The 20,348-nt window shown below is 69.0% G+C and carries 17 protein-coding genes and 1 tRNA gene; 3 read left to right on the plus strand and 15 right to left on the minus strand.

Annotated features, from left to right (window positions below):
- Positions 1 to 12: 12 nt before the first annotated feature.
- A complete protein-coding gene (locus ACIRHA_RS37510) occupies positions 13 to 1,368 on the minus strand; it encodes an ABC transporter substrate-binding protein (protein WP_403855286.1) in 1,356 nt (451 codons plus the stop codon).
- A 358-nt stretch (positions 1,369 to 1,726) separates the two neighbouring features.
- Here ACIRHA_RS37510 and ACIRHA_RS37515 point away from each other — a divergent pair, with 358 nt between their 5' ends.
- Complete coding sequence (locus ACIRHA_RS37515; protein WP_403855288.1) at positions 1,727 to 2,782, plus strand: LacI family DNA-binding transcriptional regulator; 1,056 nt, start codon at positions 1,727 to 1,729, stop codon at positions 2,780 to 2,782.
- A gap of 77 nt (positions 2,783 to 2,859) precedes the next feature.
- Here ACIRHA_RS37515 and ACIRHA_RS37520 read toward each other — a convergent pair.
- From ACIRHA_RS37520 to ACIRHA_RS37535, 4 genes are all read right to left on the minus strand, one after another.
- Positions 2,860 to 2,932 (minus strand) — tRNA-His (locus ACIRHA_RS37520).
- Positions 2,933 to 3,054: 122 nt separating this feature from the next.
- The gene (gene orn / locus ACIRHA_RS37525; RefSeq protein WP_403855290.1) at positions 3,055 to 3,666 is read right to left on the minus strand and encodes an oligoribonuclease; all 612 of its coding nucleotides are present in this window, start codon (positions 3,664 to 3,666) and stop codon (positions 3,055 to 3,057) included.
- Positions 3,667 to 3,745: 79 nt separating this feature from the next.
- Complete coding sequence (locus tag ACIRHA_RS37530; RefSeq protein ID WP_403855292.1) at positions 3,746 to 4,963, minus strand: helix-turn-helix domain-containing protein; 1,218 nt, start codon at positions 4,961 to 4,963, stop codon at positions 3,746 to 3,748.
- A 399-nt stretch (positions 4,964 to 5,362) separates the two neighbouring features.
- Positions 5,363 to 5,686 carry a hypothetical protein gene (locus ACIRHA_RS37535; RefSeq protein WP_403855294.1) on the minus strand — a complete coding sequence of 108 codons (324 nt, stop codon included), beginning with the start codon at positions 5,684 to 5,686 and terminating at the stop codon, positions 5,363 to 5,365.
- Between the two features lie 360 nt (positions 5,687 to 6,046).
- Between ACIRHA_RS37535 and ACIRHA_RS37540 the strand changes: the two genes are divergently transcribed.
- Positions 6,047 to 6,571: a universal stress protein gene (locus ACIRHA_RS37540; protein ID WP_403855296.1), complete on the plus strand. Its 525-nt coding sequence runs from the start codon at positions 6,047 to 6,049 to the stop codon at positions 6,569 to 6,571.
- 236 nt (positions 6,572 to 6,807) lie between these two features.
- Here ACIRHA_RS37540 and glmS read toward each other — a convergent pair whose 3' ends face one another.
- On the minus strand, positions 6,808 to 8,625 hold the full coding sequence (gene glmS / locus ACIRHA_RS37545; RefSeq protein ID WP_403855298.1) for a glutamine--fructose-6-phosphate transaminase (isomerizing): 1,818 nt from the start codon (positions 8,623 to 8,625) through the stop codon (positions 6,808 to 6,810).
- Positions 8,626 to 8,642: 17 nt separating this feature from the next.
- Positions 8,643 to 8,900, minus strand: a complete 258-nt coding sequence (locus ACIRHA_RS37550; protein ID WP_403855300.1) for a hypothetical protein — start codon at positions 8,898 to 8,900, stop codon at positions 8,643 to 8,645.
- A gap of 241 nt (positions 8,901 to 9,141) precedes the next feature.
- Here ACIRHA_RS37550 and ACIRHA_RS37555 point away from each other — a divergent pair, with 241 nt between their 5' ends.
- Complete coding sequence (locus tag ACIRHA_RS37555) at positions 9,142 to 10,719, plus strand: purple acid phosphatase family protein (RefSeq protein WP_403855302.1); 1,578 nt, start codon at positions 9,142 to 9,144, stop codon at positions 10,717 to 10,719.
- A 72-nt stretch (positions 10,720 to 10,791) separates the two neighbouring features.
- Here the strand turns inward: ACIRHA_RS37555 and ACIRHA_RS37560 are convergent, their stop codons facing one another.
- The 8 genes from ACIRHA_RS37560 to ACIRHA_RS37595 all read right to left on the minus strand — a co-directional run bounded on the left by ACIRHA_RS37560 (position 10,792) and on the right by ACIRHA_RS37595 (position 20,345).
- Positions 10,792 to 11,658, minus strand: coding sequence for a DUF4429 domain-containing protein (locus ACIRHA_RS37560; RefSeq protein WP_403855304.1), 867 nt, complete (start codon positions 11,656 to 11,658; stop codon positions 10,792 to 10,794).
- A 67-nt stretch (positions 11,659 to 11,725) separates the two neighbouring features.
- Complete coding sequence (locus ACIRHA_RS37565) at positions 11,726 to 13,501, minus strand: IucA/IucC family protein (RefSeq protein ID WP_403855306.1); 1,776 nt, start codon at positions 13,499 to 13,501, stop codon at positions 11,726 to 11,728.
- Positions 13,498 to 14,067, minus strand: coding sequence for a GNAT family N-acetyltransferase (locus ACIRHA_RS37570; RefSeq protein WP_403855308.1), 570 nt, complete (start codon positions 14,065 to 14,067; stop codon positions 13,498 to 13,500). The genes ACIRHA_RS37565 and ACIRHA_RS37570 overlap by 4 nt, the downstream gene beginning before the upstream one ends.
- A complete protein-coding gene (locus tag ACIRHA_RS37575) occupies positions 14,064 to 15,353 on the minus strand; it encodes a lysine N(6)-hydroxylase/L-ornithine N(5)-oxygenase family protein (RefSeq protein ID WP_403855310.1) in 1,290 nt (429 codons plus the stop codon). Before ACIRHA_RS37575 ends, ACIRHA_RS37570 begins: the two co-directional genes overlap by 4 nt.
- Positions 15,337 to 16,779 carry a lysine decarboxylase DesA gene (gene desA, locus ACIRHA_RS37580; protein ID WP_403855312.1) on the minus strand — a complete coding sequence of 481 codons (1,443 nt, stop codon included), beginning with the start codon at positions 16,777 to 16,779 and terminating at the stop codon, positions 15,337 to 15,339. The genes ACIRHA_RS37575 and desA overlap by 17 nt, the downstream gene beginning before the upstream one ends.
- Positions 16,780 to 16,960: 181 nt before the next feature.
- A complete protein-coding gene (locus tag ACIRHA_RS37585; protein WP_403855314.1) occupies positions 16,961 to 17,818 on the minus strand; it encodes a siderophore-interacting protein in 858 nt (285 codons plus the stop codon).
- Positions 17,819 to 17,822: 4 nt separating this feature from the next.
- Positions 17,823 to 18,866, minus strand: coding sequence for an ABC transporter substrate-binding protein (locus ACIRHA_RS37590; RefSeq protein ID WP_403855316.1), 1,044 nt, complete (start codon positions 18,864 to 18,866; stop codon positions 17,823 to 17,825).
- 318 nt (positions 18,867 to 19,184) lie between these two features.
- Positions 19,185 to 20,345, minus strand: a complete 1,161-nt coding sequence (locus tag ACIRHA_RS37595; protein WP_403855318.1) for an acyl-CoA dehydrogenase family protein — start codon at positions 20,343 to 20,345, stop codon at positions 19,185 to 19,187.
- Positions 20,346 to 20,348: the final 3 nt, after the last annotated feature.

Genomic DNA, 20,348 nt, shown 5'->3' on the forward strand with positions numbered 1-20,348 from the left:
ATCGGCCGTCCGTCACTGCTCGATCTTGTCGTCGACCAGCTTCTCGACGTTGGCCCACGCCTTCTTGGGGTCGGTGCCCCGCTGCTCGACGTCGAGGACGCCGTTGTCGGTGATGAAGGTCTTCACCTGGCCGTCGTTCGCGCCGATCGGCGCCGGCTTGATGCCCTCGGCGATCGTCGAGTAGATCTGCCCGATCGGCGCGTCACCGTAGAAGTCGATCTTCGCGTTCTTCACGGTGTCCGAGGCCAGACCGTCCTTGGAGGACGGGATGTTGCCGATCGCCGTGAAGACCTTCTCCTGCTGGGCCGCGCTGGTCAGCCAGGCCGCCAGCTCGGTGGCCTCCTTGACGTGCTTGCCGGAGGCCGGAACGCCGAGGAAGGAACCGCCCCAGTTGCCGTTCTGAGGGGGCAGGGCGACATCCCACTTGCCCTTGTTGCCCGCGCCCGCCTGGCTCTGGATCTGGCCGAGCATCCAGCTCGGGCAGGCGACGGTCGCGAACTTCGAGTTCTTGAACCCGGCGGCCCAGGTGCCCTTCTCGTCGAACTGCCGCAGCTTGGCGGTGTAGCCGTCCTGCGCGGCCTTGACCGCCAGGTCCCAGGCGGTCTTCACGCCGGGGCTCTTGTCGTAGATCAGCTTGCCGCTGTCGTCGGAGTACTGCTGCGGCTGGCTGGAGAGCACCGCGTTGAACAGGCCGCTCGCGGAGTCGGTGAAGACGGTCTTGCCGGGCGCCTTCTTCTTGTAGTCGGCGGCGACGTCGAGGAACTTCGACCAGTCGCCCTGCCAGAGCTTCGCGACCTTGTCGCGCTCCGTGGGCAGGCCGGCCTTCTTGAAGAGGTCCTTGTTGTAACAGACGGCCATCGGGCCGATGTCGGTGCCGAAGCCGATCACCTTGCCGTCCGACGTCGCGGCCTGCTTGGTCTTGAAGTCGAGGAAGTCGCCGGTGTGGGCGCTGTCCGCCTTCTTCAGGTCCTCCCACTTGTTCGCCATGGTGGGGCCGGTGGCCTCGGCTATGTAACCGACCTCGATCGCCTGGATGTCGGCGAGGCCGCTGTTGCGGGACATGCGCAGCTTCAGGGTGTCCCAGTACTTCTGACCGTCGGTGACATGGTCCTCGACGATCTTGATGTTCGGGTGCGCCTTCTCGTACGCGGCGTAGAGCTTGGCGCTGTCCTTGCCGTTGTCGAAGCCGAACACACCGAACGTGCCGACGTGCAGCGTGATCTTCCCGCCCGAGCTCGTGTCCGAGCCGGAGTCGGTGTCGTCGCTCGCGCTGCATCCCGTCGCCAGGAGCGCGGCGGCGGCGATGCCGGCGGCCGAGGCCAGCGCGGTGCGGCGGGCTGGGCCGCGAGAGTTGCCCGAAGTGCGCATTGCGTCCTCCAATGACTCAACTGCTGTGAGGGTGCCGACCCCGGCCAACTGCGGTGAATGGGCCCGCGGTTTTGGTGCTGCGGCTCGCTCGGGGAACGTGCGGGATGTGTAAGCGTGGGGTACCGTGGGAGCGCTCCCACCGGTGATGAGTTGAAGACTCTTACCTTGCAGCGGGGGTGTCAAGGTCCTGTGCAGACTGATCTGTCTTCAGTTATCAGCCTGTTATGGGGAGTTGAGGCCGGTCCTCGGGGGCCGGATCGCGGCGCCGGGCGTTCCGGTCCGGGCGTCGGACCTGTGTGCCGCTCCAAGATCAGGCTGTTAGATTCCTGGCCGGGCCAGGCGTAACGGGAGGCGGACCATGGCAGCTCACGGCACACGGCACCGGAGTGGTGGCCGGCCCACCCTGGAGGAGGTCGCGGCCCGCGCGGGCGTCGGCCGGGGCACCGTCTCCCGGGTGATCAACGGGTCACCCCGGGTGAGCGAGGCCACCCGCGCCGCCGTCGAGGAGGCGGTCGCCGAACTCGGCTATGTACCGAACACGGCGGCGCGCGCCCTCGCCGCCAACCGCACGGACGCCATCGCCCTCGTCGTGCCCGAGCCGGAGACCCGCTTCTTCACCGAGCCGTACTTCTCCGACGTGCTCCGCGGTGTCGGCGCCGAACTCGCCGACACCGAGATGCAGTTGATCCTGACCTTCGCGGGCAGCGACCGCGAGCGCCGGCGCCTCGCCCAGTACCTCGCGGCCCACCGGGTCGACGGGGTGCTCCTGGTATCCGTGCACGCCGACGACCCGCTGCCCGACCTGCTCGGCCAGCTGGAGATCCCCGCGGTGGTCAGCGGCCGGCGCTCCGCCGCCGAGACCCTGCCCTCGGTCGACTCCGACAACTACGTGGGCGCCCGCTCCGCCGTCGAGCACCTGCTCTCCCGGGGCCGCACCGCCATCGCCCACATCGCGGGCCGCCTCGACGTCTTCGGCGCGCAGCGCCGCGTCGACGGCTACCGGGACGCCCTGGTGGACTCGGGCCGGCCGGTGGACGAGCGGCTGATCGTCGAGGGCCACTTCAGCGAGGAGGGCGGCCGGGCGGCGATGTCGGAGCTGCTCGCGGCCCGCCCGGACCTCGACGCGGTCTTCGCCGCCTCCGACGTGATGGCGGCGGGCGCGCGGCAGGCGCTGCGGGAGGCGGGGCGGCGGATCCCCGACGACGTGGCCCTGGTCGGCTTCGACGACTCGGCGATCGCCCGGCACATGGACCCGCCGCTGACCAGTGTCCGCCAGCCGATGGAGGAGATGGGGCGGGCGATGACGGATCTGCTGCTCACCGAGATCGCCGACCGGCGGCCCGCGGTCTCGCGGGGTCTGGACTGCCCGCAGCTGGTGCTGCCCACGGAGCTGGTGGTGCGGGAGTCGTCGTGAGTGACGGGTTCACGTCCCGCGGACGGTGAACGCCGAAGGCCCCGGTTCTCACGAACCGGGGCCTTCGGATTCTTCAGGGTGAGTGACGGGACTTGAACCCGCGGCCACCTGGACCACAACCAGGTGCTCTACCAACTGAGCTACACCCACCATGTCCGGTCGTTTGTCGTTCTTCCGACCGGCCGAGAAAAAGTGTACAGGGTCCGAAGGGGTGCTCGCGCACACCTTTTCCCCAGCGGGTCCGGACCCCGTACACAGGGGCTTACGAGGGGTTATTCAGCAGGTTCCGCCGGCAGGACGTGCTTCGCCGCGATCGACTTCGCGGTGTCCGAGTCCGGTCCGGGCTGCGGGACGAAGACCGCCTCACGGTAGTAGCGCAGCTCGACGATGGAGTCGCGGATGTCGGCCAGCGCCCGGTGGTTGCCGTTCTTGTCCGGACTGTTGAAGTACGCCCTCGGGTACCAGCGCCTGGCGAGCTCCTTGACCGAGGACACATCGACGATCCGGTAGTGGAGGTAGTCCTCCAGCGTCGGCATGTCACGCAGCAGGAATCCGCGGTCGGTACCGACCGAGTTCCCGCAGAGCGGGGCCTTGCCCGCGTCCTTGACGTGCTCACGTACATACGCCAGGACCTGTTCCTCGGCGTCCGCGAGCGTCGTGCCGCCCGCCAGCTCGTCGAGGAGACCCGAGGCGGTGTGCATGTTGCGCACCACCTCGGGCATTGTCTCCAGGGCCTCGTCCGGCGGGCGGATCACGATGTCCACACCGTCGCCGAGTACGTTCAGCTCCGAGTCGGTGACCAGTGCGGCCACCTCGATGAGCGCGTCGTTCGCCAGCGAGAGTCCGGTCATCTCGCAGTCGATCCACACCATGCGATCGTTCATGCGCCCAACCCTACGGGTCCGACCTTCCCACTGGCAGACGACGGGCGTCAGCTCCTGCTCCCGGTGCCGTGTTCCGGGGCTACGAAGCCGTGCGTGGGCCCGGCAGTCCCGAGTGGCCCGTAGGCATCGAGGCCGCGTGCGGGCCGAGCGCGGTCGCGGCCGCCGTGCGCCGGGACTGCGCGGGGACCGGTGCCCCCTCGGCGCCCGGCACGCCGGCGAGCTCGACCGACCTGTCGGGCTTCTCGGGTTTCCCGTGGTTCCCCTGCCCCTCGCCCGACTGCGGCCTGCGCGCCCGGTACGCCGCCCGGTACGCGGCCGGGGACGAGCCCAGCTGGCGCCGGAAGTGCCCGCGCAGCGCGACGGGGGAGCGGAAGCCGCAGCGGCCCGCCACCTCGTCGACCGAGTAGTCGGACGTCTCCAGGAGCCGCTGCGCCTGCAGCACCCGCTGCGTGATCAGCCACTGGAGCGGGGCGGACCCCGTCAGCGACCGGAAGCGGCGGTCGAAGGTGCGGTGGCTCATATAGGCGCGGGCCGCCAGTGTCTCCACGTCGAACTGCTCGTGGAGGTGCTCCAGGGCCCAGGCGACGACCTCGGCCAGCGGGTCCGCGCCGATCTCCTCCGGTAAAGACCGGTCGAGATAGCGCTCCTGGCCGCCGCTGCGGCGCGGTGGGACCACCAGGCGGCGGGCGAGCGCTCCGGCCGCCTCGTTGCCGTGGTCCGTGCGCACGATGTGCAGACACAGGTCTATTCCGGCCGCGGTGCCGGCGCTCGTCAGTACGTCCCCGTCGTCCACGAAGAGCTCGCGCGGGTCCACATGGACCGACGGATAGCGCTTGGCGAGCGTCGGCGCGTACATCCAGTGCGTGGTCGCCGGACGGCCGTCCAGCAGGCCCGCCGCGGCGAGCACGAAGGCCCCCGTGCACAGGCCGACGATGCGTGCGCCCTCCTCGTGGGCGCGGCGCAAGGCGTCCAACGCCTCCTCCGGTGGCGGAGAAGTGATGGACCGCCAGGCGGGCACGACGACCGTGCCCGCTCGCGATATCGCCTCGAGTCCGTGCGGCGCGGTGAGTTCGAGTCCCCCCGTGGTCCTCAGGGGCCCCTCTTCGCCGGAGCACACGAGCAATCGATAGCGCGGAACTCCCGCGTCCTGTCGGTCGATGCCGAACACGGAGAGTGGAATGGAACTCTCGAAGATGGGTCCGCCGCTGAACAGCAGCACCGCGACGATCTCTCGTCGACGGCGCCCCGACAGCTTGCGAGCCGCCGCCTCCGGCGCGGTGGTGGCGTCGTGGCTCATGCTGCTAAGCCCCCCTCGGTGATCCCGGCTCCCTCAATACTTTGACGGGTTGTTCGCTCCTGCACGTTTCCCCTCGGTGATGCACGAAGTCCCCCGCCGCCTTCAGATCAGACAGTCAAGATCGAATCTACTGCGTCCCATGGTGCCGTCGTGACCAGTTAAGAACCTGACAGATTGTCGACAAGGCAACTTGGCGTGAAGCATTCGATCACGAAGCGTCGCACTCAAGGGCGTTGCTGGGAAGTGGGCCTCAACTCCGTGGCCGGTCCCCGTAGGGCGGAAGCGCTTTTCATCGCCGTTTCCGCCCTGGTGGCAAGGGGGTTGGAGGAGGCGAAACGCAAGGGGTGGCCCGCTGACCCAAGTTGGCTGAAAATTATCGGAGCGCCGCGTTGAAAACGGTCAGCCAACGGGCGTATCCGACTCGGCCCGACGCGGGCCGGCCGGTGCTTCCTGTCCGCTCCCGGCGCTCCGGTCACGATGCGCGCGGCATTGTTCACTGTGCAACTGTGCAGCCCCGCGCTCCGACTGTCCAAGGAGCACGCGGCACGCCGCGGTGATCGCGGCGAGCCCCAGGGCGGCGCCGACGGCGCCCGCCGCGGAGGAGCCGTACCAGACGAGCGCGAGCGGAACCAGGACGCAGCTGAACGCGGCCCAGCGCGCGGGCAGGGGCGCGTCGGGGTGGGCCGGCGCGCTGGGTCGCTGGGCGATGGTCGGTCCGGGCACTGCGCGCTCCCCTGTGTCGTTCGGTACGCGAGTTCAACGCCGCCGACCGGCCGGGGTCACTTGGTCGAATGACGACAGACGCCCAGTTGAGTGCGCAATCCGCCTGTACGGGGCAGCAACCATTGCCATACGGTCGGCCCTCGTGCATGCTCCCCTGAACGCGGCGGAGCGAGACCGTCGACGAACGAAGGCGCGGCTCTGGGCCCGGAAGCAGAGTCTGGGCAGAGGAGGAGTGTCGCCGTACCCTTGGGGGTATGGGGTTGGGAAGATGATTCCCGGACACAGCTCCGCCGATCAGTTTTCGTCCCCTCTTTTGCCGTCCCCTCTTTAGAGGCCCACGAGGTACACGCCGAGACACTCATGGCCGGTCACGAAATCCCTGAACCCGCGGACCGCAAGCGGCAGGTCGCCGACCCCACGGTGACGCCCCTTGCGGCAGAAGAGACACGTCAAGCCTGTGATCCCGCTTTCAAGCACGGTGTCGTCGTCGGTTTCGACGGCTCGACATCGAGCGAGCGGGCGCTCTCCTACGCGATCGGCATGGCCCATCGTTCGGGCTCGGGTCTGATCATCGTCCATGTGGCCAACCGGCTGCCCACCACGGTGTGGGCGGGCTGTGAACCGCCCGTGTTCGTGGACGTGCCGGATCACCGCACGGAAGTCCTGGGCCTCGAGCTCGCCTGTGCGGAGTATCTGGCCGAGGTGCCCTGGATCCTCGTCGAGCGTGGTGGCGACATCTGCCACGAGCTGGAGGAGGTCGGGCACGAGTACTCGGCCGACGCCATCGTCGTGGGGTCGACCCACGGGCTCGTCGGGCGGCTCTTCGGCTCGGTCGCGGGACGGCTCGCGCGGCGCGCGCAGCGGCCCGTCATCGTCATCCCGTAACGCCCTTACGGGGCAAGCGAGTTGGATTTTCAGGGTTGGATAAATCTACTCCCGCGTAGAGGTGCTTTGTGCCCTTGTGAAGGGTAAATACGGGGCGGTGGCGTGCTGTTGGCCGGGGGGTGACGGCCGCCGGGTGACAGCCAAGGGCCGGGGCAATGGGCGGCTCCGGCCCTCACGAAAACGGGTCCCGTGCGCTTGGTGGCGCGTACGGGACCCGTTTGTGCGGCGCGAGGGACCTACTCGACCGTGACGGACTTCGCCAGGTTGCGGGGCTTGTCGATGTCGCGGCCGAGGGCCAAGGCCGTGTGGTAGGCGAGGAGTTGGAGGGGGATGCCCATCAGGATCGGGTCCAGTTCGTCCTCGTTCTTCGGGACGACGATCGTGCGGTCGGCCTTCTCCTGCTCCTGGTGGGCGACCGCCAGGATGCGGCCGGAGCGGGCCTTGATCTCCTCCATCGCGGCGCGGTTCTTTTCGAGGAGGTCGTCGTCGGGGACGATCGCCACGGTCGGGAGCGCGGGCTCGATGAGGGCCAGCGGGCCGTGCTTCAGCTCCGAGGCCGGGTAGGCCTCCGCGTGGATGTACGAGACCTCCTTGAGCTTCAGGGACGCCTCGCGGGCCACCGGGTAGCCCCGGACGCGGCCGATGAACATCATCGAGCGGGCGTCCGCGTACTCCTCGGCGATCTTCTTGATCTCCGCTTCCTGCTCCAGGATCTCGGTGATCTGGGCGGGGAGCTTGCGCAGGCCCTCGATGATGCGCTTGCCGTCGGCGACCGAGAGGTCGCGGATGCGGCCCAGGTGCAGGGCGAGCAGGGCGAAGGCGACCGTGGTGTTGGTGAAGCACTTGGTCGAGACGACGCAGACCTCGGGGCCCGCGTGGACGTAGACGCCCGCGTCCGACTCGCGGGCGATCGCCGAGCCGACGACGTTCACGACGCCGAAGACGCGGGCGCCCTTGCGCTTCAGCTCCTGGACCGCGGCGAGGACGTCGTAGGTCTCACCGGACTGGGAGACGGCGATGTAGAGGGTGTCGGGGTCCACGACCGCGTTGCGGTAGCGGAACTCGGAGGCGGGCTCGGCGTCCGCGGGGATGCGGGCCAGCTCCTCGATCAACTGGGCGCCGATCAGACCCGCGTGGTACGAGGTGCCGCAGCCGAGGATCTTCACGCGGCGGACCGTGCGGGCCTCGCGGGCGTCCAGGTTGAGGCCGCCCAGGTGCACCGTGGAGAACCGGTCGTCGATGCGGCCGCGCAGCACGCGGTCCACGGCGTCCGCCTGCTCGGAGATCTCCTTGTGCATGTACGTGTCGTGGTCGCCCATGTCGAAGGAGGCGGCCTCGAGGTCCACGGTGGTCGGCTCGTTGGCGGTGCGGGTGCCGGCCGTGGTGTACGTACGGAAGTCGTCGGCCTTGAGCGTGGCCATCTCGCCGTCGTCGAGCGTGACGATCTGGCGGGTGTGGGTGATCAGCGCCGCGATGTCCGAGGCGACGAACATCTCCTTGTCGCCGATGCCGAGGACGACCGGCGAACCGTTGCGCGCGACCACGATGCGGTCCGGGAAGTCGGCGTGCACGACCGCGATGCCGTACGTGCCCTCGATCAGGTGCAGCGCCTCGCGGACCTTGTCCTCGAGCTCGGGCAGCTGGGAGCGGGCGATGAGGTGGGTGAGGACCTCGGTGTCCGTCTCGGAGCGGAACTCGATGCCCTCGGCGGTCAGCTTCGCGCGCAGCTCGGAGGCGTTGTCGATGATGCCGTTGTGGACGACCGCGACCTTGTCGTCGCCCGACATGTGCGGGTGCGCGTTCTCGTCGGACGGGGCGCCGTGCGTGGCCCAGCGGGTGTGGGCGATGCCGGTGGTGCCCTTGAAGCGGGCCGGGACCTTCGCCTCCAGGTCGCGCACCCGGCCCTTGGCCTTGACCATCTTCAGGCCGGTGGACTTGGGGCTGGTGATGACGACCCCCGCGGAGTCGTAACCGCGGTACTCCAGGCGCTGCAGTCCTTCGAGAAGGAGCGGCGCGACGTCACGCTTGCCGATGTAACCGACGATTCCGCACATAAGTAGAGAAGTTCCCCTCAGCCGTAGACGATGCGGCGCAGCTGGCGGAGGGAGAGCTCCGGCGGCGACACCGCCCGGTAGCGCAGATCCGCCAGGATCCGCTCGAAGATCTCCGCGTTCACCAGGCCCTGGCCCTGGAGTTCGCGGTGCCGGCGGCGGACGTAGTCCTCCGCCGACTCGTCGAAGTAGGCGAGCACGTCCTGGACCACCCGCAGCGCCTCGCCCCGACTCAGGGCGGTGCTGCGTGTCAGGTGGTCGACAAGTTCCTCGTGCACGCAGCCGATCATCGGGGTTTCGGGTCGGTTTCGCAAGAATTCTGCCCGATATCGGGCAGGAGTTCCCTCGGGTGGTCGTGGGTTGCGGTTGCGGGGCGCTGCCCCGGTCCCCGCGCCTCAATCGCCGGCGGGGCTTGATCGGTGCCGGTGGGGCTTGATCGGTGCCGGTGGGGCTTAATCGTGTGGTCGCGTTCACCCGGAGTATTCCTGGTGGATAGGTGCCTCAGACATCTTTCCGGGCATGGACATTCCACGTATGGGCGTACCCGCCGAGCTCGCCGACCGGTCGCTCGCCGAGCAGCACGAGTATCTGCGCAGCCGGTTCTCCCGGCGCACCGTGATGCGCGGCGGTGCCGTCACGCTCGGCGCGGTCGCGGGCGGCGTGTTCGTGCCGGGTGCCGCGAGCGCCGCTCCGGCGAGGTCGGCGGCGGCCGCCACGGAGGCCGTCGACGGGGCGCTCGTCGCGCCCTTCGGGCGGCACCTGTCGTACGGCGACGACGCGCGCACCGGGATGACCGTGTCCTGGCAGGTGCCGGTCGCGGTCAAGGACCCGTTCGTCAGGGTCGGGGCGAGCGCCGGCGAGCTGTCGCGGAAGATCCCGGCCGAGCTGCGGGCGCTGTACACCCCGGCGGGCGTCGGTACCAGCGCCGACCACACCCAGTACTACGTGCACGCGAAGCTGACCCACCTCAAGCCCGGCAAGACGTACTACTACGGGGTCGGGCACCGGGGCTTCGATCCGGCGTCGCCGAAGTTCGCGGGCACCATCGGTACGTTCACGACCGCTCCGGCCCGTTCGCAGCCGTTCACCTTCACCGCCTTCGGCGATCAGGGCGTCAGCTATCACGCGCTCGCCAACGACAGCCTGATCCTCGCGCAGGGCCCGGCCTTCCATCTGCACGCCGGTGACATCGCCTACGCGGACCCCTCCGGGCAGGGGAAGACGACGGATACGTTCGACGCGCGCACCTGGGACCAGTTCCTCGCGCAGACGGAGACCGTCGCCAAGTCCGTGCCGTGGATGGTGAGTTACGGCAATCACGACATGGAGGCCTGGTACTCGCCGAACGGGTACGGGAGCCAGGAGGCCCGGTTCGCGCCGCCGACGAACGGGCCCGACCCGAAGAACCTGCCGGGCGCGTACTCCTTCGTGCACGGGAACACGGCCGTCGTCTCGCTCGACGCGAACGACGTCTCGTACGAGATCCCGGCGAATCTCGGGGTGAGCGGGGGGACCCAGACCACCTGGTTCGAGCGGCAGTTGAGGAAGTTCCGGGCCGCCGGGTCCGGGATCGATTTCGTTGTTGTGTTCTTTCACCACTGCGCCTACTGCACCGCCACCGCGCACGCCTCGGAGGGGGGTGTGCGCAAGGAGTGGGTGCCGCTGTTCGAGAAGTACACCGTCGACCTTGTGATCAACGGGCACAACCACGTCTACGAGCGGACGGATGTGCTGAAGGGGGACAAGGTCACCAAGGAGCTGCCGATCGGGGGGACGGCGTATCCGGAGACGGATGGCGTCGTGTACGTCACCGCCGGGGCGGCGGGTAAGGGGCTCTACGAGTTTCCGGTCGAGGACTCGTACGAGGGGCACGAGAAGGAGGTCGATCCGTTCGCGTCGTATGTGACGCAGGACGGGGGTGGGAAGAAGTCGGTGACCGTCGACTGGTCGAGGGTGCGGTACACCAACTACTCGTTCCTGCGGGTGGATGTGGAGCCGGCGTCCGTGGGGCGGACGGCGAGGCTCACCGTGCGGGGGCTTGCGGAGACCGGGGCGGAGGTCGACCGGTTCGTGGTCGCCCGGAAGGTGCGGGCCTAGGAGCGGTTGCGCTCACGGGGCTCTGCCCCGGACCCCGCGCCTCAATCGCCGGCGGGGCTTGATTGGTGCGGGTCACAGGCGCTTCAGGATCGCCGACTTCGCCGTCGTGAACTCCTCCTCCGTCAGGACACCGGCCTGGTGGAGGTCGCCCAGTTCGCGCAGGCGGCGCAGGAGGGCGTCGTGGTCGTCCTCCGCCGGGGGCTGCGGGGGAGGTGGGGTTTCTTCGAGGGCGGGGGGCGGGGTCGTGTGGGGGAGCCGGGCCTGGACCGCCGCCGCCACGAGGGCCATCAGCGGGTCCTTCTTGAAGCCCCAGAGTTCGATGGAGTTGGGGTCGTACTTGGGTGGCGCCTTCGTCGGTGACGAGCGGACCGTGAAGCGGAGGCAGCCGTTCTCCAGGCCGATCGCCGGCTGCCACTCGACCGCCGTGATGTCGGAGAGGGCCAGGACCCGGGTGCCGGCCGAGGACTTGGCCTCTTCCGTCTTCCAGTTCCACTCCAGGCGCACCCGCTCCCCGTCGAAGCTCGCCGTGCCGTCCCCGGCGGAGACGGACAGCGGCACGGCGGGGCCCGGCACGAGGTATGTGTCGCAGGGCGAGGTGGGGACCTCGTCGAGGAGCAGGGCGTTGCGGACCTCGTCGACGAAGTACTCGGCCACGCCGTAGCGGTCCGATTCGACGGTGAGCTGGTACGGATCCGCGCCCTCGGTCAGCTTGCCGCCGGTCGCATGGAGGAGGGGGTCCGCGCCGTCGCGCAGGCGCAGCCGCAGGCGGCCCGTCTTCTTGCCCTGTTCGAAGGAGGCCCCGGCGAGCGCCGTCAGCGGCACGGTCAGCTCGCCCAGTGCCTTGCGGAGCGGGCTCACGCCCTTGTCGCGCCCCGGCACGAGCCGCAGCGTGTCGCCGAGATACGTCCAGGTGCCGTCGCGCTGGATGATTTCCGCCATGCCGCCATTCTCGTACGGGAAAGGGGCTCGGGAGGACCGTCTCCCGAGCCCCTCCCCGGTCATGGGGTCAGGCGATGGGGTTGTCCAGGTCGCCGACCAGTTGCAGGGCGCCCGACGGGTCCGCCAGGTCGACCATCTGCTCGTTGTTGCGCAGTTGCAGGCGGTTGAGGGCGGACAGGGAGAAGTGCGGGGCGAACATGTCGAACCGCTCGAACTTCTCCGCCAGTTGGGGCATCGCCGCCTGGTAGTCGCGCACGCAGTCCGCGACCGCCGACCAGAACGTCTCCTCGTCCACGACGCCGTCCTCGACGAGGTTCGCCGCGAGGAAGCGGAAGAAGCAGTCGAAGACGTCCGTGAAGATGGAGAGCAGCTTCATGTCGTCGGGGACTTCGGCCTTGATGCGCTCGACCGCGGGCGGCAGGACCGCGTCCGGGTCCATCACCGCGATCTCCTCGGCGATGTCCTTGAAGATCGACCGCTTGACGACGCCCTGCTCGTCCAGGACCAGGATGACGTTCTCGCCGTGCGGCATGAACACCAGGTCGTAGGCGTAGAAGCTGTGCAGGAGCGGCGTGAGGTACGACTTCAGGTAGGGCTTCAGCCACTCGCGTGGGGTGAGGCCCGAGCGCTCGATCAGGGCGCCCGCGAAGGACTTGCCCTCGCGGTCCACGTGCAGGAGGGACGCCATCGTCGCCAGGCGTTCGCCCGCGCCGAGGGAGTCCACCGGGGACTCCCGCCACAGCGCGGCCAGCATCTTGCGGTACGGCGAGTAGCGGTCGGTGGCGGCCTCGTACTCCAGGTGCCGGTAGCCGACGGCGGCGCGCTCGCGGATGATCGTCAGGCCGGTGTCCTTGAGCACCTCGTCGTTCTCGATGAGGTGCGCGAGCCAGTCGTTGATCGCCGGCGTCGCCTCCATGTACGCCGCCGAAAGGCCGCGCATGAAGCCCATGTTGATGACCGAGAGGGCCGTCTTCACGTAGTGCTTGGTGGGGGCGCTCTTGTTGAAGAACGTGCGGATCGACTGCTGCGCCAGGTACTCGTCGTCGCCCTCGCCCAGGCACACCAGGTGCTGCTGGGCGATCTCGGCGGCGAACGTGACGGAGAGCTTGTTCCACCACTGCCACGGGTGGGCGGGGATGAGGAGGTAGTCGGCCGGGTCGAGACCCTGGTCGCGCAGGACCGTGTCGAAGCGCTCCAGGGTGGCGTCGCCCAGCTCGGCGCGCAGGAACGACTCGTACTCCAGGCCCACGCCCGCCGTGAAGGCGGCCCGCTCGCGGCTCGCCGCCAGCCAGATCAGCCGGACGGGGCTCGCGGTCTCGGGTGCGTACGAGAGGTACTCGTGGATGCCGAAGCCGAGGCGGCCGTTGTTCGCGACGAAGCAGGGGTGGCCCTCGGTCATGCCCGTCTCGATCGCCTGGAAGTCGCCGGAGGCGGCGAGTTCGGCGGAGGACAGGTAGGGCTTCGTCAGTTTGAAGCAGGTGCCGGAGAGCGTGGAGGAGATCTCCTCCAGGTAGACCGGGAGCGTCGAGTCGCTGAGGCCGAGGCTCTCCTTCAGCTCGATGAAGAACTGCAGCGCGTTCAACGGGAGTTCGGCGCCGTCGCGGTGGCGGGTGATCGAGTCGGCGGACACCTGCCAGTGGTCGAGACGCAGGCGGCGCGCGGTGAACTCGTAGCGGGTCAGGCCGTCGTCGCTGAGGACGGAGAACCGGTCGGGGCCCGTGGCGGCCTCGGGTATGAGGAGCCGCTCGTGGCTGAACTCGGCCAGGGCCTTGCGGATGAGGAGGCGGTTGGCCTCGGCCCAGCGCTCGGGGGAGAGGTGGGTGGCGGCGTCGGCGATGCTCATGCTCCGGTGGTCCTTCCCGTGGCCGCTTCGAACTGGGCGCGCGTGCAGAAGCTCAGCAGCGCCTTCTTCTCGGGCTTGTCGATCTCACGCTCGGGGACGAAGCCGACGGCCTCGTTCAGGGCGTGAACTGCCTTGTTCCCCACGTCGGGTTCGACGACGACGCGCCGCACCGAGGCGTCGGCGAAGAGGTGCTCCATCACCGCCGTGATCACGGCGCGCGTGAAGCCCGGGACGCGGACGTCGGAGGGCGCGGTGAGGAAGTGCATGCCGATGTCGCCGGGCTCGGGCTCGTACAGGCCGACGAGCTCGACGTACCGCGGGTCGTAGCGCTCCATCAGGAACGCCGGTTCGCCGTCGTGCAGGCCGAGGAAGGCGTCGTGGTGCTCGTGCGCCGCGATGGACATGTACTCGCGCTCGACGTCCTGGAGCTTCGCGTCCTGCATCAGCCAGAAGGCGGCCTTGGGGTCGGTGACCCAGCGGTGCAGCAGCTCGGCGTCGCCCTGCGGGTCGACGGGCCGGAGGGACAGTTTCCCGACGGCACTGTTCGTGGTGTGTGTGGTGCTCATGCTGCGAACTCCTGGAACGCGATGGTCTTCTCGACGGGGTAGTACTCGGTGCCGAGCAGCTCGCCGATGATGTAACTGTTGCGGTAGGCGCCCATGCCCAGGTCGGGGCTGGTGATCGAGTGGGTGTGCACGGACGCGTTCTGCACGAAGATGCCGCGCCCGGTCGTGTCGATCGCGTAGTTGCGGGCGACGTCGAAGCGGCCCTTGCCGTCCCAGCGGATGCGGTCCTTGACCGGCTCCAGGAAGGCGGGAGTGGCGTACTTGTAGCCGGTGGCGAGGATCAGGCCCTCGGTCTCCAGCTCGAACTCCTTGTCCTGCTCCTCCTGGTGCAGGCCGAGGGTGTACGTGCCGTTCTCGTAACCGGCCGTGCGCAGCGCCGAGTTGGTGAGCAGGCGCGTCGGCACGGGGCCGCTGAGGCCCTTCTGGTAGAGCAGGTCGAAGATGGCGTCGATCAACTCGCCGTCGATGCCCTTGAACAGGCCCTTCTGCCGCTCCTCCAGGGAGTAGCGGGTCTGCTCCGGCAGCTGGTGGAAGTAGTCGATGTAGTCCGGGGACGTCATCTCCAGCGTGAGCTTGGTGTACTCCAGCGGGAAGAAGCGCGGCGAGCGCGTCACCCAGTTCAGCCGGTAGCCGTGCACGTCGATCTCGCCGAGGAGGTCGTAGTAGATCTCCGCGGCGGACTGCCCTGAGCCGACCAGCGTGATCGACTTCTTCTTCTGGAGCTGCTCCTTGTGCTGCACGTAACGGGAGTTGTGGATGACCCCGTCACCCTCCAGGCCCTGGCACGCCTCGGGGACGTACGGCGGGGTGCCGGTGCCGAGGACGAGGCGCCGGGCCCGATGGGTCTCGTCCTTGTCCGTGTGCACGAGGTACAGCTCGGCCGCCTCGTCGTAGCGCACCTCGGTGACGGTCGTCGAGAAGCGGATCGACGACAGCTTGGCGGCCGCCCACTTGCAGTAGTCGTTGTACTCGACGCGCAGCGGATAGAAGTTCTCGCGGATGTAGAACGAGTACAACCGCCCCGATTCCTTCAGGTAGTTGAGGAAGGAGTACGCGGACGTGGGGTCGGCGAGCGTCACCAGGTCCGACATGAACGGGGTCTGGAGGTGGGCGCCGTCGAGGAACATCCCCGAGTGCCACTCGAAGTCCGGCTTGGACTCGATGAACAGCCCGTTCAGCTCGTCGATCGGCTCGGTGAGCGCGGCGAGGCCGAGGTTGAAGGGGCCGAGTCCGATCCCGATGAAATCGTAGACGTGCTTCTTCGTCGTCTCAGGATGCGCGGTCAAGGGTGTCTCCCAGGTACTGCTCGGCGTGGCCGGCGATGAGGTCGAGGACGGCCGAGATGTCGTCGAGCGTCGTCTCGGGGTTGAGCAGGGTGAACTTCAAGTACTGGCGCTCGCCCACCTTGGTGCCCGCGACGACGGCGTCACCGGAGGCGAACAGGGCTTTGCGGGCGTACATGTTGGCGCGGTCGATCTCCGCCGGGTCGGTGGCGTCGGCCGGGATGTAGCGGTAGACGAGCGTGGACAGGCTCGGCTCCACGACCACGTCGAAGCGCGGGTCGGAGGCGAGCAGCTGCCAGCCCTCGTACGCCAGGTCGCACACCTCGTCGAAGAGGCCGCCGATGCCCTTCGCGCCCATCACGCGCAGCGTCAGCCACAGCTTGAGCGCGTCGAAGCGGCGCGTGGTCTGGAGGGACTTGTCGACCTGGTTGGGGATCCGCTCGGCGACCGTGCGGCGCGGGTTGAGGTACTCCGCGTGGTACGTGGCGTGCCGCAGGGTGGCTCCGTCGCGGACCAGGATCGCGCTCGAACTCACCGGCTGGAAGAAGGACTTGTGGTAGTCGACGGTGACCGAGTCGGCGCGCTCGATGCCGTCGATACGGTCGCGGTTCTTGTTCGACACGAGCAGCCCGCAGCCGTACGCGGCGTCGACGTGCATCCATGTGCCGTACTGGGCGCACAGCTCGGCGATCTGGGGCAGCGGGTCGATGGAGCCGAAGTCGGTCGTGCCCGCGGTCGCGACGACGGCCATGGGGACGAGGCCGTTCTCGCGGCAGCGCTCCAGCTCGGCGGCGAGGGCCACGGTCTGCATGCGCTTCTCGCGGTCGACCGGGACGGAGACGACCGCTTCCGGGCCGAGGCCGAGCAGCGTCGCGGACTTCTTGACGCTGAAGTGGCTGACCTCGGAGGCGAAGACGCGGAGTTTGGACAGGTCCTGCGACTTGGCCTCCTCCCGGGCGAGCAGCAGCGCCTGCAGGTTGGACTGCGAGCCGCCGGAGGTGAACACGCCGTCGGCCGCCGGGCCGAGGCCGATCCGTCCGGTGGTCCAGTCGATGAGCTTGCGCTCGATGAGCGTGCCGCCGGCGGACTGGTCCCAGGTGTCGAGCGAGGAGTTGACCGCGGCGAGGATCGCCTCGCCGAGCACGGCCGGGATGACGACCGGGCAGTTGAGGTGGGCGAGGTAGCGGGGGTGGTGGAAGTAGACGGCGTCGCGGAGGTAGACGTCCTCCAGCTCGTCCAGGGCGGCGATGGTGTCCTGGAGCGGCTCGTCCAGATCGACGGCGTCGACGGTGGGGGCGAGAGCGTCTGGGGTGACGCCGGTGAACGGCCTTGTGGTGGTGGCGAGTTTGGCCGCCACCCGCTCGACTCCCTCGGTCACGGAGTTGCGGTACAGCTCCGCTGTGGTGTCGTTGAGCAGGTGCGAGCGCATGAACGGTTCCTCCGGGTGGGGTGGGGTGGTTCCCGGGTGGGGCAGGAAAAAGGGCGGGGTCGCGAACCCTTTGATTAGGTTAGCCTAACCTAACTTTGGCTCGCGACCCCGCCCCCTGTTCTGTTGTCGTTCAAGCCCCGCCGGCGTTTGAGGCGCGGGGTCCGGGCGGAGCCCCGTGGCGTTACGCCGCCCGCAGCGCGTCCTCGCTCATGCCGCGCCGCCAGTACCCGACAAAGGTGACCGCCCGCTTGTCGTAGCCGCGCTCACGCACCAGATGCCGCCGCAGCTCCTTCATCGCCCCGGACTCACCGGACAGCCAGGCGTACGGACTTGTGGCTTCGGGAAGCCGCGCACCGCGCACGGCGTCGACGGCCGAGGGGGCACCCTCGTCACGGACCAGCCAGGTCACATCCACATCCGCGAGCGTGATGATCGGCTGGATGTCCGCGCGGTGCGGAACCTCCAAGTACACGTGCGCGGAGACGTGTTCGGGCAGCCAGGCCAGCACGCCGAGCGCGGCGGGGAGAGCCGTCTCGTCGCCCCACATGAGGATGTGGTCGAAGTCGTCCTGGGGCCGGCAGCGCACCGCGGCGTTGTCGGAAACGGCCGGACCGAGCACGACGGCACGGTCACCGGGGGCCGCGGCGCGGGCCCAGCGGCAGGCGGGGCCCGAGGTCGACGGGTCGTCGTCGTGCAGCACGAAGTCGATGTCGACTTCCTCCGCGGGGAAGCGGCGCTGGCCGCTCAGCGTGTACGAGCGCATGATCGCGCGTTCGCCGTCCGGGATCGCCCGGTACGCCGCGTGCCAGGCGCGGCCGTCCTCGCCGGGCACGACGGGCGGCATGACCGGCGCGACCTGGCCCGGGTGCGGCAGGAAGAGGGAGAGGGACTGGTCCCGGCCGCCGCCGTGGAAGTCGGCGAGGTCGGGCCCGGTGAAGGTGACCCTGAGGAGCGACGGACCGAGCCGCCGGGTGCGGACCACTTGCAGATCGAAGAATCGGAAAGGGGCGACAGCGGGGGCTTCGGTCGTCGTCGTCATGGGATCAGGACACCTTCTTCGCCGTCTCGATGGCCTTCGCGAGGTTCTCCAGCATGGGAGCGCACTTGTCGTAGGAGAGGATCGGTTCGGGGGAGCGGGCGATGACCTGGCCCGCCTTGACCGCCGGCAGCTTCTTCCAGGTCGGCTCGTCGATGTCGGCGGGCTGAATCGCCTGGGCGCGGTCGTCCATCATGATGATGTCGGCCTTGTGCTTGTTGACGTTCTCCCAGCTCAGGTTCTCGAACCAGCCGCCGGACGCCTTCTTCGCGCCCTCCGAGGGCTCCACGAAGTTCACGCCGAGCGCCTTGAAGTACTCCAGGTCGATGGAGAGGTTCGTGCCCGAGACGTAGAAGATGTCGGGGCTCGCGCTGCCCGCGAGGACCTTGATGTCGGGGTGGGCCTTGGCCGCCTTGCGCAGGCGGGCCGCGGCGTCCTCGAAGCGCTTCTTGGCCTTGACGACCTTGTCGGCCTTCAGGTCGGCGCCGAGCGACTCGGCCAGCTTGTAGACGTGCTCGAGCGGCGTCGTGAGCTGGCGGTCGTAGACGGAGATGCCGACGCTCGGGGCGAGCTTGGCGACCTTCTTGGCGGACTCCTCGGGGACGTACCAGAGGGTGCCCGCGCCGTCGAAGATCGTGGTGATCAGCACCTCGGGGGCGAGCCCCGCGTACTTCTCGATGTTGAACTGGCCCCACTCGTTGCCGATGACCGTGACCTTGTCGACGGGCATGTCGCCGGCCTGGACGTCGGGCTTGCCGCCCTTCGTGGTCGTCGGGCCGAAGACGCCCTTGACCTGGATGCCGTAGTCGTAGAGGGCGGCGCCCATGCCGGTGAAGGCGACGATGTTCGTCGGCACCTTGTCCAGCTTCACGGTCTTGCCGCGGTCGTCCTTGTACGACCAGGGGCCGGACTTCTTGGCGGCGCCCGCCGAGCTCGAACCCCCGTCTTTGGAGCCACCGTCGCCGCAGGCGGCGAGCGCGGCTCCGAGGCCGATGGCGCCGGTCGCGGCGAGGATGCCGCGGCGGGTGGGGCGGGACAGGGCGTTGGGCATGGCGGGCAACCTTTGGACGTGCCGGAGGGGTGACCGGGCGGGTGTGGAACTCAGGGTAGGTTAACCTAAGTTCCCGGCATGTCCAGGGGGCGGGGCAATCAAGCCCCGCCGGCGCTTGAGGTGCGGAACATCAAGCCCCTGCGGCGATTGAGCAGCGGGGTATGGGGCAGAGCCCCAATCTTTTGAGCACCCGGGGCCGTGACCCGGACACGGGGGTCCGCCCCGGACCCCGCTCCTCAATCGCCGGAGGGGCTTGAAATAACTCAATCGCCGCAGGGGCTTAAATGGCCGCACCGGCGCTAGATGGCCGCACCGGCGCTAGCTGGTCAGGCCCAGCTCCCGCGCGATGAGCATCCGCTGCACCTCACTCGTCCCCTCCCCGATCTCCAGGATCTTGGAGTCCCGCCACATCCGGGCGACCGGGTACTCGTTCATGAAGCCATACCCACCGTGGATCTGCGTCGCCTCCCGCGCGTTGTCCACCGCGACCGTCGACGAGTACAGCTTCGCGAGTGCCGCCTCCTTCTTGAACGGCTCCCCGCAGACCAGCCGCGACGCCGCGTCCCGCCACGCGAGCCGCGCCGTGTGCGCCTTCATCTCCATGTCGGCGATCTTGAACTGGATCGCCTGGTAGCCACCGATGGCGCGCCCGAAGGCGCGGCGCTCCTTGGCGTACTTCACCGACTCGTCGACGCAGCCCTGCGCGAGCCCGGTGGCAAGCGCCGAGATCGCGACGCGCCCCTCGTCGAGGATCCGCAGGAACTGGGCGAAGCCCCTGCCCTCCGTGCCGAGCAGGTTCGCGGCCGGCACCCGTACGTCGTCGAAGTGCAGCTCACGCGTGTCCGACGCGTTCCACCCCACCTTCGAGTACGGCGCCGCCACCGTGAAGCCCGGCGTCCCGGACGGCACGATGATCGAGGAGATCGCCGGGCGTCCTTCCGCCGTGCGGTCGGTCACCGCCGTCACCGTCACCAGGCCCGTGATGTCCGTGCCCGAGTTGGTGATGAAGCACTTCGTGCCGTTGATGACCCAGTCACCGGTCTCCTCGTCCCGCACGGCCGTCGTGCGGGTGCCGCCCGCGTCCGAGCCCGCCTCGGGTTCCGTGAGCCCGAACGCGCCGAGGACCTCGCCCGCGCACAGCTTCGGAAGCCACTCCCGCTTCTGCTCCTCCGTACCGAAGAGGTGGATCGGCATGGCGCCGAGCGAGACCCCGGCCTCCAGGGTGATGGCCACCGAGGAGTCGACGCGCGCCAGCTCCTCCAGGGCGATGCCGAGCGCCAGATAGTCGCCGCCCATGCCGCCGTACTCCTCCGGGAACGGCAGCCCGAACAGGCCCATGCGGCCCATCTCGCGCACGATCTCGTACGGGAACTCGTGCCGCTCGTAGAGGTCGCCGATCTTCGGGGCGACGACCTCGTGCGCGAACTCCTCGACGGTGCGGCGGAGTTCCTCGTGCTCGGGGGAGAGGTGGTGATCCATGGC

The organism is Streptomyces sp. NPDC102360 (assembly GCF_044766085.1).
GTDB lineage: Bacteria > Actinomycetota > Actinomycetes > Streptomycetales > Streptomycetaceae > Streptomyces.